Raw genomic sequence first — 12,433 nt, forward strand, 5'->3', positions numbered from 1 at the left:
GATGTTAAATCTATTTATTGATACTAGTACTGATTTCTTAATTTTAATTTTAGAACAAGACGAGAAAATTATTGGCCAAGTCCACCATAACAATGCTCGTCGTCATACTGAAACAACTTTACCAATCATTATGCAGTTATTAAGTGAACATCAATTAAAATTGCAAGATATTAATAATTTTTATTTAACGTCTGGGCCAGGTAGTTATACTGGTGTACGGATTCCAATGACAATTGTTAAAACTATTAAAGTAATTAATCCAGCGGTTAAAGTATATACGATTAATACTTTAATTTACCAAGCGGGGTTAGATAATGTTATTTCAATGCTTGATGCGCGGGGTGGAAAACATTATTTTGCGGTAGTTAGTAATGGAACAGAAGTAATTCCAAGTCAAGTGCTAGATTATGAAACGTGTCTTGAAATTACCAAACAATTTCCAGATTATGAATTTCGTTGTGATTTACAAGCTGTGGATTTAGGGCAAAATTATCTTGCTCTAAAAAAACATTTTCGTTTAGTTGACGATATGACAACCTTAGAACCACAATACTTGAAAAAGGACTGAAGTTAAATGGTTACTTTTAAACCAATAAATAATAGTGGAATGCCCCTATATAGTTAGACACAAAAATAAAAACATTTGTGTAAACTAGAAATGGCGTGCATTTTATTATGAAAAAAAATCATAGAAGTAAAGAATTAATTATTAAAATTGTTAATGAACATCTAAAAGAAGGATGTAGTTATAATTATTTAGTTTTACAGTATACAATCATAAAAAATCATTAAAATGGCATCATGTACGATGAAGCTCTAAAAAACAACTCTTGTTAAATAAAAAGAGTTGTTTTTTATTTATAAAACAAAAATTATTAATTGATTCAGAGAAAGGGCAGCATCTTAAATTTTAAAATAGAAACTTTTTATCACAATTTTTGTTACCGTATTTAATTTGTGTTAGACATTTATTAAAAATCTTAGAAATCTTTACAAAGTGTAACTTATAGACTGCACCCTGTTTAGTAAGTATTAATAAAAAGGTTTACAAACTTTCATTTATTATATATTTTTCTTTTTGGTTTGAATATCATTTATTTCATTTTTTAACATCATTAATATATTCATTATGAGATTTATAATTTTTATTATGGATTGTTCCTTTTTTAAGTAATGAATGAAAACTCTCAATAATAATGTTGTCTGCACAATGATAATTTTTACCCATTGAAATTATAATTTTGTTATCTAAACATTTACTATTATAATCTTTAGATATATATTGATATCCGTGATCTGAATGAATTGTTATTTTATTTAAATCTTTTTTTATTTTTTTAATTTTATTAATTGCATCATTTAAATTATCAATTACAAGTTTGTTATTATTAAATTTTGATCATTTTACATCAATAATTTCTTTAGTATATCCATCAAGTATTATTGATTGATAATGTTTTTTACCATTTCAAATTAAATAAGTTACATCAGTAAATAAAATTGAAAATCTTTCTTTAATATCATTAAAATTACGATTTACTAAATCAGGATATTTAATTATATTTTTATTTCTATTTTGTTTTATTAATATTTTTCTACGCATACGCTTTACATATTCAGCTTGAATATTATTTTCTTTCATAATTCGCAATACTTTCTTAGTATTATAAACAATGCCATAATCTTCTTTTAAATATTTGGTAATTCGACGATAACCAAATTGTTTTAAATTTTCTTCATAGACTTTTACAATATTTTTTAATGATTCGCTATCCTTACCATTATTTGAATAATTTTTATATTTATCTCAATAACTACGCTTTAAATCTGTTATATCAAGTAATAAATTTAGTGGATATTTATTAATGTTTTCTTTGATAAAAGATACAATTTTTCTTTTATTTAATTGTAAAAGTCATGAAGCTTTTTTAGTAATTCATACCTAACTTTGTAATAGTTTAAATCTCTTTTTTCAAATGATTCTTTTGGACCTTTATTGGTGTTTAAAATTCCTTTCTTAAAATTTTCATACCATGAAGCAACAGTTTTTTTATTAATTTGATATTTTTTTGCAATAAAACTTATACTATTATTTTTAACCTCTTGTACTATCATTTTTCGAAAATATGCTGTATATTTATTAAATTTTTGTCCTTTTATTGCCATATAAAAATGCACCTCCTTTAAAGTTTAGCAAAGACTTTTTTTCTTTACTTACTTTTTTGGGTGCAGTCTAGTCAAAGTTTAGCAAAGACTTTTTTTCTTTACTTACTTTTTTGGGTGCAGTCTAAATCACCCGCTACTGCTCCTAAAAAAGAGACAATCGCCACGCTATTCTTTACAAACCCGTTTAATTGTGATCCATAATTACGAATTAATAAATACATTAGCGTAAATTGAAAACATGTTCCAATTAACGAAGTAAAAGCCCCAATTAAAATACTAAAAATTCCTTTTCTTGTTGACAATTACTTTACCTCGTTTCTAATGTTTTTATTTTATAATATTTTCTGAGATTTTAATAACCTTTTCATTTAAATACGCTAAATGATCTGGTAAGTTATGGAAACTTAATGTTGTTGCATATAAGGCAATCATATAAGCTTTTGTTATTTGTTTCGCCCCATATTTAATATCATTAACAACCGGATGATGGAAATAACTTAACGATGCTCGAATCTGATGTTTCCGACCAGTTATTAATGTTCCTTCTAATCAAGTCGCATTTGCCAATCGCTCTTGAACGATAAAATGCGTGCTAACTGCCTTTGCTATTGGTTGGGAAATTTTAGTAAAACCCATTTTTTGATTAGGCTCATCTTTACACAAATAACCCGTTAAAATAAAGTCATCTTCGGAAATAATCCCTTCACATTTCGCTAAATAATTTTTCTCAATGTATTCTTTTTGATTAATTTTTGTTAATAATAAATCTAAAGTAATTTTATTTTTAGCATATAGAACTAAGCCACGCGTTAATTTATCTAAGCGATGGACATGTGAAATAACAAAAGATTGTTTATCCTGAGGATGATATTCTTGTTTTTGCATTAAATAATTACGAACCATTGCATCTAACGAAACATGAAAATTAGAATGCATTTCAACACCATGGGGTTTATCAACCACTAAAATGTTTTTATCTTCATAAACAACTTGTAATGGTAATAATTTTGCATCAAGAATAGTTGTTTGTTGTTGGCGCTCTGTGACAACTAAATTTTTATCGAAAATAAGAATTTGATCCCCTAACTGCAGTTTATAGTTTCGCTTTTTTACTACTTTGTTATTTACCTTAATTTTTTTATTGCGGAATAACTTGTAAATAACTGATAAAGGAGTTATTTGAAACATTTTTTTAATGAAATTAAAAATCGTTTGATTAACATCATTTGCTTTCACTGTTAACGTAATAACTGCTTTTTGTTCCATACTTCCCCCATTTTTCATAGTTAAATTATATAATGAAAATTAGTATTTATAAGAGGCGTCCTGTACGATGAACCGGCAAAAAACAATCTCACAAAAATTGTTTTTTGCCGGTTCATCGTACAGGACGCCTCTTACGAATTATTTAATTTATCACCAATATTTTTAAAACTAAGTTATAATATAAATAATGTTATAGTTAAGGAGGAAAACAATGGCAAAAATGAAATATGCAACAATTAAAATTGCTGTAACATTCCAAAAAGTAATGCTTTGAATTTCTGGGTTTTGATTATTTATCTTGGCAATTTTAAATTCTTTTCCAAGCGTTCATGTTAACACAAAACTTTTTGATCTTCATAATACTGGTGGCGATAATGGCGCAATTATTTTAATTACAGCTTTCTTATTTATTTTTATTACAACCTTTATTCGACATAAAATCGGTAAACTAGTTGCAGGAATTATTTTTATTACTATTGCAGTTGTTGGAGTGATTGGAGCAATTATTACTTCAACAAAAGAAGTTTCAACATGAGTAATTGTTGTTGGTGAATTAATCGCTATAATTGGTTCATTAATTTGATTATTAGAAGGAATTGGGGAAATTCGTGCCAATAAAACTAGTCCTTCTTCAACAAGTATAACACCTACAAACAAATAGTAAGTAATTACAAACTGTAAATTGTAAATACTAATCCTATTTTAGATAATTTTAATCGTGGAATATCAATCTTCATATCTACTTTTGGTTTACTACTAGCAACAAATATACCCTGAATTCCGTGCTGTATATTGTAAAACTAAATCATAAAAAGTTAATAAAATTATAACAAATTAAAAACAATATTTTTAATTTGTTATAATTTTATTAACTTTTTATGATTTAGTTTTACAATATACAGCACTTAAATATCCAGGGTGATATTTTTGCCCATGAATGATTTTAGTAATATTATAGAGTGCATTAATAGCTTCACCAAAACCAGTTACCATATTGTAATACTTCCCTTCATAATAGACACTATTTCCAGCGGCAAATATGTGGGGATGACTAGTTTGACCATTTGGTTGAATAATGATTTTTCGCATTGGGGTTGTTGCTAATGTAAATTGTTGTAACATTGTTGGCATAACTTTTGCCCCATATTGAACAATAAAATAATCAGCATTAATTGTTAATGTTTCCTTGATTGTTTTGTTGGAAATTCTTAAAGTAGTAATTTTATTATTATTTGTGTCAACCGCTTCAACATGATAAGGTTTTAATTCCTTCACTTTATTTTTTTGTAACTTTTGAACACTGCTTTCTTTTGCACGGTATAGTTCACGGCGATGAACAATTGTTACATCATTACTAATATTATCTTCAACAAGATGATTTGCCCAGTCCACAGAGCTATCACCACCTCCTAGAATAACAATCTTTTTGTTTGCCAACAGAGTTGGATTTTTAACAGCATATCATAAATTATCATATATTTGGACAGGATCAAGATTCTCTAAGCGAATTGGGGTGAACACACCATTACCACTTGTAATTAAAATTGTTTTAACAGTGAGGATTTGGTTTGTTGTTAGGGTAATGGTAAACCCATCTTTTGTTTCCGTAACACTTTGTAAATTAGTTTTGCCAACGTATGTTATTTGCCCGGTGTGTGTTTCAGCTTGTTGCATTAAATTTTCAATAAAAGTTTTTGTTTTAATTTCTTTAAAACCAGGCATATCGTATAGTGGTTTTTCAGGATACAATTCTCAAGGTTGACCACCAGGGTTGTCATTTCCTTCAATGACATAACCACTTAATCCTAACATCCCGGAGCAACTTCACGCATACAAACCAACAGGGCCAGCCCCAATAATTAAAATATCTTTCATTTTTTATAACAATCTTTCTAATTTTTCTGCACTTTAATTATTACATATTTTTTTAAAAGTCTAGCACAATAATTAATTCCTATATATAATAATAAAAGAGAGTGAGTTATTGATGAAAATAATTGTTAAAGATGAGATAGCAACAAAAATTTTAGCTGAAAAAATTGCACCATTTTTACAGCGTAATTTATGTTTATTATTAGAAGGCCCGTTAGCTGTTGGGAAGACGACTTTTACTAAATATTTATTACAAGTTTTAGGAGTAACTGAATCAGTTACTTCACCAACCTTTTTGATTATGCAGCAATATACAACAAAAGACGATATTGGTGTTAATCATATGGATTGTTATCGCTTAGCCGGATTAGAACAGCAAGAAGAATGGAAAATCTATTTTGACTATTTTCCCGATCGGATTAATATTATTGAATGACCAGCATTAATTAGTAACCAAATAAGTTCAAAGTATGAGATAATTAAAATTACCATTAAGGTAGGACACGACCAAGAACGTCTTTTTACCATTAAAACTAATAATCCGGATTTATCAGCAGCATTAGGAAAAGAAGGATAAGATGTTAAATCTATTTATTGATACTAGTACTGATTTCTTAATTTTAATTTTAGAACAAGACGAGAAAATTATTGGCCAAGTCCACCATAATAATGCTCGTCGTCATACTGAAACAACTTTACCAACCATTATGCAGTTATTAAGTGAACATCAATTAAAATTGCAAGATATTAATAATTTTTATTTAACGTCTGGGCCAGGTAGTTATACTGGTGTACGGATTCCAATGACAATTGTTAAAACTATTAAAGTAATTAATCCAGCGGTTAAAGTATATACGATTAATACTTTAATTTACCAAGCGGGGTTAGATAATGTTATTTCAATGCTTGATGCGCGGGGTGGAAAACATTATTTTGCGGTAGTTAGTAATGGAACAGAAGTAATTCCAAGTCAAGTGCTAGATTATGAAACGTGTCTTGAAATTACCAAACAATTTCCAGATTATGAATTTCGTTGTGATTTACAAGCTGTGGATTTAGGGCAAAATTATCTTGCTCTAAAAAAACATTTTCGTTTAGTTGACGATATGACAACCTTAGAACCACAATACTTGAAAAAGGACTGAAGTTAAATGGTTACTTTAAACCAGTAAATAATAGTGGAATGCCCCTATATAGTTAGACACAAAAATAAAAACATTTGTGTAAACTAGAAATGGCGTGCATTTTATTATGAAAAAAAATCATAGAAGTAAAGAATTAATTATTAAAATTGTTAATGAACATCTAAAAGAAGGATGTAGTTATAATTATTTAGTTTTACAGTATACAATCATAAAAAATCATTAAAATGGCATCATGTACGATAAAGCTCTAAAAAACAACTCTTGTTAAATAAAAAGAGTTGTTTTTTATTTATAAAACAAAAATTATTAATTGATTCAGAGAAAGGGCAGCATCTTAAATTTTAAAATAGAAACTTTTTATCACAATTTTTGTTACCGTATTTAATTTGTGTTAGACATTTATTAAAAATCTTAGAAATCTTTACAAAGTGTAACTTATAGACTGCACCCTGTTTAGTAAGTATTAATAAAAAGGTTTACAAACTTTCATTTATTATATATTTTTCTTTTTGGTTTGAATATCATTTATTTCATTTTTTAACATCATTAATATATTCATTATGAGATTTATAATTTTTATTATGGATTGTTCCTTTTTTAAGTAATGAATGAAAACTTTCAATAATAATGTTGTCTGCACAATGATAATTTTTACCCATTGAAATTATAATTTTGTTATCTAAACATTTACTATTGTAATCTTTAGATGTATATTGATATCCGTGATCTGAATGAATTATTATTTTATTTAAATCTTTTTTTATTTTTTTAATTTTATTAATTGCATCATTTAAATTATCAATTACAAGTTTGTTATTATTAAATTTTGATCATTTTACATCAATAATTTCTTTAGTATATCCATCAAGTATTGTTGATTGATAATGTTTTTTACCATTTCAAATTAAATAAGTTACATCAGTAAATAAAATTAAAAATCTTTCTTTATATTAGACTGCACCCAAAAAAGTAAGTAAAGAAAAAAAGTCTTTGCTAAACTTTAAAGGAGGTGCATTTTTATATGGCAAGAAAAGGACAAAAATTTAATAAATATACAGCATATTTTCGAAAAATGATAGTACAAGAGGTTAAAAATAATAGTATAAGTTTTATTGCAAAAAAATATCAAATTAATAAAAAAACTGTTGCTTCATGGTATGAAAATTTTAAGAAAGGAATTTTAAACACCAATAAAGGTTAAAAAGAATCATTTGAAAAAAGAGATTTAAACTATTACAAAGTTAGGTATGAATTACTAAAAAAGCTTCATGACTTTTACAATTAAATAAAAGAAAAATTGTATCTTTTATCAAAGAAAACATTAATAAATATCCACTAAATTTATTACTTGATATAACAGATTTAAAGCGTAGTTATTGAGATAAATATAAAAATTATTCAAGTAATGGTAAGGATAGCGAATCATTAAAAAATATTGTAAAAGTCTATGAAGAAAATTTAAAACAATTTGGTTATCGTCGAATTACCAAATATTTAAAAGAAGATTATGGCATTGTTTATAATGCTAAGAAAGTATTGCGAATTATGAAAGAAAATAATATTCAAGCTGAATATGTAAAGCGTATGCGTAGAAAAATATTAATAAAACAAAATAGAAATAAAAATATAATTAAATATCCTGATTTAGTAAATCGTAATTTTAATGATATTAAAGAAAGATTTTCAATTTTATTTACTGATGTAACTTATTTAATTTGAAATGGTAAAAAACATTATCAATCAACAATACTTGATGGATATACTAAAGAAATTATTGATGTAAAATGATCAAAATTTAATAATAACAAACTTGTAATTGATAATTTAAATGATGCAATTAATAAAATTAAAAAAATAAAAAAAGATTTAAATAAAATAATAATTCATTCAGATCACGGATATCAATATACATCTAAAGATTACAATAGTAAGTGTTTAGATAACAAAATTATAATTTCAATGGGTAAAAATTATCATTGTGCAGACAACATTATTATTGAAAGTTTTCATTCATTACTTAAAAAAGGAACAATCCATAATAAAAATTATAAATCTCATAATGAATATATTAATGATGTTAAAAAATGAAATAAATGATATTCAAACCAAAAAGAAAAATATATAATAAATGAAAGTTTGTAAACCTTTTTATTAATACTTACTAAACAGGGTGCAGTCTATATAACATCTTCGCTTTTTTGCATACTTTCTCTAATTTGCTTTGCTTCATTATTAAACTGATTTAAGATATTATCTGCAATCTCTTCACTTAAACCTTGTTTTATTAATTGTTCTTTTGTAAGTGCCATTTTATATAACTCCTCTTTTTTTATTCTTGCTCGATTAACAAGTCAGCATAACTCTTTTTTTACGGAAAAAGATTAAACTTATGACTTAATTGTATGCTAACATTTTACTAATACAATACTTTTTATAAATATATAAATATATAAATATTATAACTAAACTTAATATCTTTGATTGCTAATTTAGCACTTAAAACATGTAATAAGAGTTATTTTAAAAGATAAATTTATTAAATAATTCATAATTTTGCTTGTATATATATATATATATATATATAATGCAGGTAGATCTTGATATAAAGTTTCAAGATTAAGAAAAGAGAAAAACAAGTATGAAAAAATTACTTAGTTTATTAAGTGTCTTAACAATTAGTGGAACTGCTGTACCAACAACAATTGCTGCCAGTCCTTATCAAAAACAAGAAAAAATATTAAAAAGGGTTAAAAGACCAACTTGATCGCCAATTTCTGGACCACAAGGACCAGAAGCTCATCACCACGCAGAATATTATCGTCAACATGGTGAATGATGGAAACAATATGCTATAGAATTGCAAGTTATAGTTGCAAAAAAAGATACTGAAATTAATAAAATTAAAACAGCATTAGAAAATTATAAAAATGAATTTAAAAAAATTTCTATGAAGTATGTTTCATTAGATCAGGATCAATTTTTAAAAAATATGGATAGAGCAATAAAAAATATTGAAAAAACACAAAATTTGTATGTATAAAAAATTAATATTGATATTATAAATAATTAATTTAATAGTAATAAGCAAATTAAAAAATTTATTAAACTATAAATAAATGAAAATAAACAAATTTTATTTTCATTTTTAATTAAATTAACAAACAAAATTATATATAAAACAGAAAGGATAAATATGAAAAAATTATTAAGTATTTTAGCAACAATCGCTTTAATAGAAACAAGCACAACAAGTTTAATTGCTTGTAATAGACCACAAGAATATACAAAAGAAGAATTAGCAAAATTAAAAGAAGAAAACAAAATAAATACAACAGATAAAACTATTAAAAACAACTTAGAATGAATAGCACCACAAGAAAAACCATTTAATACAGGTGATAATAAATGATATTGTGTTGTATGAAAAAGTAAAAATTGAAATATTACCAAGTTTAAAAATGATATTTTAGTGGATAGATTACATACAAATAGAGAGCTTGATGCTAAAAATGAAGATGAAGACTATAAACTAAATTTAGAATGATATCAACAAAATGATATAATTAACACACTTTTTATCCGTTCTAAAAGTGTTGTTTCGCCATGAATTAGTAATAGATATCGTTTTAAATCAGTTTATCGTTGAAATTTAACTGATAATGTGCCCGACTTAATTATTGATGATAAAGGTAAAGTAAAAGTTAACGGAGAATAAAAAAAGAAATAATTAAATCTCTTTTTTCTTTTTTTATCTTGGTTTAAATGTAATCTTAATAGGACTATCACTTTTATTTCTAATACCTAAAATAGAGTTATTAACATCTAAAATAATTGACTCTTTATTATCTCAAAACCATCTAGTACTATATATAATTGCTATTGATAAATTAATAAGATATGTTTTTGAAAATCTAATTTTAAATTTTATATCATTAGTATAATATGCTTGTAAATATGTTTCTCTAATTTTGTCATTGTCTTTATTTTTTAATTTTGTTATTTGTGTTGAAAAATATACTTTATACTTAATATCTGGTGCTTTATATTTATTAAAATAAATCTTATCATCTAATCCATCAGTATAAGCAGTAGTAAATGTTTTAACATCATTTATAGGTATTTCTTTCGTATCCTTTATTATAAAAGTATTTGGGAAATTAACTTTATCAGTTTGTGAATAACCACTTTCTTCTAATTATAAATCTAATAATGAAAATAATAAATTATTACAATTTTTAATCCCACCATATAAATAAATATTTCTATTAGGAATAAAATCTTCTATATCTGGTTGTCCACATTCTACTTGTAAATTATTAAGATTACTTATTTCTATTGTTTTATAAGAACTAATAAATTTATCATTTGTATACTGTAAATACCAAATCATAAAAAGTTAACTAAATTAATAGTTAACTTTTTATGATTTGGTATTTACAGTATACAAATTAAAACGTAAAGAATAAATTATCCCGCGTAATTTACAATATTCAATTACTTCCAATTGGTGCTTGTTGTGGTTTGGTTTCTGGTTTATTACCCCCCCGTTTTCACTATTATTTGGTTTTTCGCAACTAATTAATGATGTTGTACTTGTTGCTGTTAATCCGACTGCTCCTAAAATATTTAAAATGTTATAATTATTGTACATAAATTATAACATTTTAAATAAGGAGATAAAAATATGAAAAAGTTGCTAAGTATTTTAGGAGCAGTCGGATTAACAGCAACAAGTACAACATCATTAATTAGTTGCGAAAAACCTGTAAATTGTAAATTCCAAATCATAAAAAGTTAACTAAATTAATAGTTAACTTTTTATGATTTGGAATTTACAATTTACACTTACTTACCATGATGGCGCGACCTATTAACATCATTACCAACTGCTTATCAAAAATATTTTGCAAATTTAAAAATCCCTGTTGTTAATTTACAATTATCAGCAAATCCCCATTGTGAAGATCAAACTAAATATGATGGGATTCATTATACAGTACTGGAGACAATGGCTGTTGCTGATGCTATTTTTGATGTTATTGTTGCAGAAGATTTATTAAATTTAAATTAATTTTTTAACAAGCGGTATTTTGAAAGGAACTAAATATAATGATTATTGGTGTTTATGGTTATATTGGCGCTGGAAAAACAAGCGCATGTGAATATTTGCAAAATAAATATCATTTTACTTATTTAAATGCGGATAAAATTGCGAAAGAAATTGTGCAAGAACCAGCAGTTTTAACTTTTTTAGAAGAAACTTTTCCCGGGATAGTTCATAGTGGGATTATTGACCGTGACTTGTTACGAACAATTATTTTTACTGATGCAATTGCTAATAATAAATTAAATAATTATTTGTGGCCAAAGATTAATCAACAAATTACGACAATTATTAATAATCATCCAGACCAAAATTTTTTAGTTGAATCGATTGGGTTGAACACATTAGACCTTGTTTTTAAAGCAAAAATATTTATTACAACTAGCGAAGAAATAATTATTGATAGGATTAACGCTCGTGATCAGCAAACAGCGGCGCAAACAAAACAATTGTTAAAAATTCAAGAAACTTTTTTTAAACAGATGAAACTAGATTATAAAATAATAACTAACAAATCATTGGTAGAACTATATCAGAGATTAGATGAAATAATGAATGAAATATTAGGAGATGAACAATAATGCATCGTTTTGTAGCCAAGAATTTAGAAGATAATTATTTTAGTTTAGTTGAAGATGATATTAAACAAATTAAACAAGTTTTGCGTTTAAGAGATCAAGAACAAATTATTTGTATTTATAATGGTGAACATTATTTAACAACCTTAGAAGTACAACCACCCCAAAAGTATTTATTTAAATTAATTACAAAATTAAATCAGAATCATAAGAGCCCCATTAAAGTTCGTTTAATTGCTGGATTAATTCGAAATACAAAATGAGATTATTTGTTACAAAAAGCAACATAATTAGGGGTTAAT

At 25.3% G+C, this 12,433-nt stretch carries 21 protein-coding genes and 3 pseudogenes; 13 read left to right on the forward strand and 11 right to left on the reverse strand.

Going from position 1 to position 12,433, the window contains the following annotated elements; translation table 4 throughout:
- The first annotated feature begins 1 nt into the window (after window position 1).
- Window positions 2-574: a tRNA (adenosine(37)-N6)-threonylcarbamoyltransferase complex dimerization subunit type 1 TsaB gene (gene tsaB / locus AACK78_RS02995; RefSeq protein ID WP_338956308.1), complete on the forward strand. Its 573-nt coding sequence runs from the start codon at window positions 2-4 to the stop codon at window positions 572-574.
- A gap of 471 nt (window positions 575-1,045) precedes the next feature.
- On the opposite strand, the gene AACK78_RS03000 is transcribed toward tsaB (AACK78_RS02995), so the two are convergent.
- The 5 genes and pseudogenes from AACK78_RS03000 to AACK78_RS03015 all read right to left on the reverse strand — a co-directional run bounded on the left by AACK78_RS03000 (window position 1,046) and on the right by AACK78_RS03015 (window position 3,432).
- Window positions 1,046-1,642, reverse strand: a complete 597-nt coding sequence (locus tag AACK78_RS03000; protein WP_338956281.1) for a DDE-type integrase/transposase/recombinase — start codon at window positions 1,640-1,642, stop codon at window positions 1,046-1,048.
- Between the two features lie 21 nt (window positions 1,643-1,663).
- A pseudogene (locus tag AACK78_RS07440) lies at window positions 1,664-1,936 on the reverse strand (hypothetical protein); the annotation flags it as partial.
- On the reverse strand, window positions 1,903-2,166 hold the full coding sequence (locus AACK78_RS03005) for a hypothetical protein (protein ID WP_338956310.1): 264 nt from the start codon (window positions 2,164-2,166) through the stop codon (window positions 1,903-1,905). The gene AACK78_RS03005 and the pseudogene AACK78_RS07440, both read right to left, overlap by 34 nt.
- A 98-nt stretch (window positions 2,167-2,264) precedes the next feature.
- Complete coding sequence (locus AACK78_RS03010) at window positions 2,265-2,468, reverse strand: hypothetical protein (RefSeq protein WP_338956311.1); 204 nt, start codon at window positions 2,466-2,468, stop codon at window positions 2,265-2,267.
- Between the two features lie 25 nt (window positions 2,469-2,493).
- On the reverse strand, window positions 2,494-3,432 hold the full coding sequence (locus tag AACK78_RS03015) for an RluA family pseudouridine synthase (protein ID WP_338956313.1): 939 nt from the start codon (window positions 3,430-3,432) through the stop codon (window positions 2,494-2,496).
- Between the two features lie 211 nt (window positions 3,433-3,643).
- Here AACK78_RS03015 and AACK78_RS03020 point away from each other — a divergent pair, with 211 nt between their 5' ends.
- A complete protein-coding gene (locus AACK78_RS03020) occupies window positions 3,644-4,093 on the forward strand; it encodes a hypothetical protein (RefSeq protein ID WP_338956302.1) in 450 nt (149 codons plus the stop codon).
- 215 nt (window positions 4,094-4,308) lie between these two features.
- Here AACK78_RS03020 and AACK78_RS03025 read toward each other — a convergent pair whose 3' ends face one another.
- Window positions 4,309-5,307 (reverse strand): NAD(P)/FAD-dependent oxidoreductase, encoded by a 999-nt coding sequence (locus tag AACK78_RS03025; RefSeq protein WP_338956315.1) that lies wholly within the window; start codon window positions 5,305-5,307, stop codon window positions 4,309-4,311.
- A gap of 112 nt (window positions 5,308-5,419) precedes the next feature.
- Here AACK78_RS03025 and tsaE point away from each other — a divergent pair, with 112 nt between their 5' ends.
- Both tsaE and tsaB (AACK78_RS03035) read left to right on the forward strand, forming a co-directional pair.
- Window positions 5,420-5,881 carry a tRNA (adenosine(37)-N6)-threonylcarbamoyltransferase complex ATPase subunit type 1 TsaE gene (tsaE, locus tag AACK78_RS03030; protein ID WP_338956317.1) on the forward strand — a complete coding sequence of 154 codons (462 nt, stop codon included), beginning with the start codon at window positions 5,420-5,422 and terminating at the stop codon, window positions 5,879-5,881.
- A 1-nt stretch (window position 5,882) separates the two neighbouring features.
- A complete protein-coding gene (tsaB, locus tag AACK78_RS03035) occupies window positions 5,883-6,455 on the forward strand; it encodes a tRNA (adenosine(37)-N6)-threonylcarbamoyltransferase complex dimerization subunit type 1 TsaB (RefSeq protein ID WP_338956320.1) in 573 nt (190 codons plus the stop codon).
- A gap of 470 nt (window positions 6,456-6,925) precedes the next feature.
- Here the strand turns inward: tsaB (AACK78_RS03035) and AACK78_RS03040 are convergent, their stop codons facing one another.
- On the reverse strand, window positions 6,926-7,108 hold the full coding sequence (locus tag AACK78_RS03040; RefSeq protein WP_338955504.1) for a hypothetical protein: 183 nt from the start codon (window positions 7,106-7,108) through the stop codon (window positions 6,926-6,928).
- Window positions 7,109-7,147: 39 nt separating this feature from the next.
- Window positions 7,148-7,384, reverse strand: a pseudogene (locus tag AACK78_RS07445) (DDE-type integrase/transposase/recombinase); the annotation flags it as partial.
- Window positions 7,385-7,470: 86 nt separating this feature from the next.
- Between AACK78_RS07445 and AACK78_RS03045 the strand changes: the two are divergent.
- From AACK78_RS03045 to AACK78_RS03050, 3 genes and pseudogenes are all read left to right on the forward strand, one after another.
- Window positions 7,471-7,650 (forward strand): transposase family protein, encoded by a 180-nt coding sequence (locus AACK78_RS03045; RefSeq protein WP_338956322.1) that lies wholly within the window; start codon window positions 7,471-7,473, stop codon window positions 7,648-7,650.
- 257 nt (window positions 7,651-7,907) lie between these two features.
- A pseudogene (locus AACK78_RS07450) lies at window positions 7,908-7,973 on the forward strand (hypothetical protein); the annotation flags it as partial.
- A gap of 21 nt (window positions 7,974-7,994) precedes the next feature.
- Window positions 7,995-8,591 (forward strand): DDE-type integrase/transposase/recombinase, encoded by a 597-nt coding sequence (locus tag AACK78_RS03050; RefSeq protein ID WP_338954388.1) that lies wholly within the window; start codon window positions 7,995-7,997, stop codon window positions 8,589-8,591.
- Between the two features lie 35 nt (window positions 8,592-8,626).
- Here AACK78_RS03050 and AACK78_RS03055 read toward each other — a convergent pair whose 3' ends face one another.
- Window positions 8,627-8,758, reverse strand: coding sequence for a hypothetical protein (locus AACK78_RS03055; RefSeq protein ID WP_338956324.1), 132 nt, complete (start codon window positions 8,756-8,758; stop codon window positions 8,627-8,629).
- 329 nt (window positions 8,759-9,087) lie between these two features.
- On the opposite strand from AACK78_RS03055, the gene AACK78_RS03060 reads away from it, so the two are divergent.
- Complete coding sequence (locus AACK78_RS03060; RefSeq protein ID WP_338956326.1) at window positions 9,088-9,489, forward strand: hypothetical protein; 402 nt, start codon at window positions 9,088-9,090, stop codon at window positions 9,487-9,489.
- 153 nt (window positions 9,490-9,642) lie between these two features.
- On the forward strand, window positions 9,643-10,164 hold the full coding sequence (locus AACK78_RS03065; RefSeq protein WP_338956328.1) for a lipoprotein: 522 nt from the start codon (window positions 9,643-9,645) through the stop codon (window positions 10,162-10,164).
- A 480-nt stretch (window positions 10,165-10,644) separates the two neighbouring features.
- On the opposite strand, the gene AACK78_RS03070 is transcribed toward AACK78_RS03065, so the two are convergent.
- Both AACK78_RS03070 and AACK78_RS03075 read right to left on the reverse strand, forming a co-directional pair.
- Window positions 10,645-10,839, reverse strand: a complete 195-nt coding sequence (locus tag AACK78_RS03070) for a hypothetical protein (protein WP_338956330.1) — start codon at window positions 10,837-10,839, stop codon at window positions 10,645-10,647.
- Window positions 10,840-10,869: 30 nt separating this feature from the next.
- On the reverse strand, window positions 10,870-11,100 hold the full coding sequence (locus AACK78_RS03075; RefSeq protein ID WP_338956332.1) for a lipoprotein: 231 nt from the start codon (window positions 11,098-11,100) through the stop codon (window positions 10,870-10,872).
- Between the two features lie 33 nt (window positions 11,101-11,133).
- Between AACK78_RS03075 and AACK78_RS03080 the strand changes: the two genes are divergently transcribed.
- From AACK78_RS03080 to AACK78_RS03095, 4 genes are read left to right on the forward strand one after another with little or no spacing between them, the layout of a single operon-like run.
- A complete protein-coding gene (locus tag AACK78_RS03080; protein WP_338956334.1) occupies window positions 11,134-11,247 on the forward strand; it encodes a lipoprotein in 114 nt (37 codons plus the stop codon).
- 27 nt (window positions 11,248-11,274) lie between these two features.
- Window positions 11,275-11,520, forward strand: coding sequence for a hypothetical protein (locus tag AACK78_RS03085; RefSeq protein WP_338956336.1), 246 nt, complete (start codon window positions 11,275-11,277; stop codon window positions 11,518-11,520).
- A 38-nt stretch (window positions 11,521-11,558) separates the two neighbouring features.
- Window positions 11,559-12,134 (forward strand): dephospho-CoA kinase, encoded by a 576-nt coding sequence (gene coaE, locus AACK78_RS03090; protein WP_338956338.1) that lies wholly within the window; start codon window positions 11,559-11,561, stop codon window positions 12,132-12,134.
- Complete coding sequence (locus AACK78_RS03095) at window positions 12,134-12,421, forward strand: hypothetical protein (protein WP_338956340.1); 288 nt, start codon at window positions 12,134-12,136, stop codon at window positions 12,419-12,421. The genes coaE and AACK78_RS03095 overlap by 1 nt, the downstream gene beginning before the upstream one ends.
- Window positions 12,422-12,433 lie beyond the last annotated feature (12 nt).

Source organism: Spiroplasma endosymbiont of Polydrusus cervinus (genome assembly GCF_964019755.1).
Classification (GTDB): domain Bacteria; phylum Bacillota_I; class Bacilli_A; order Mycoplasmatales; family Mycoplasmataceae; genus Spiroplasma.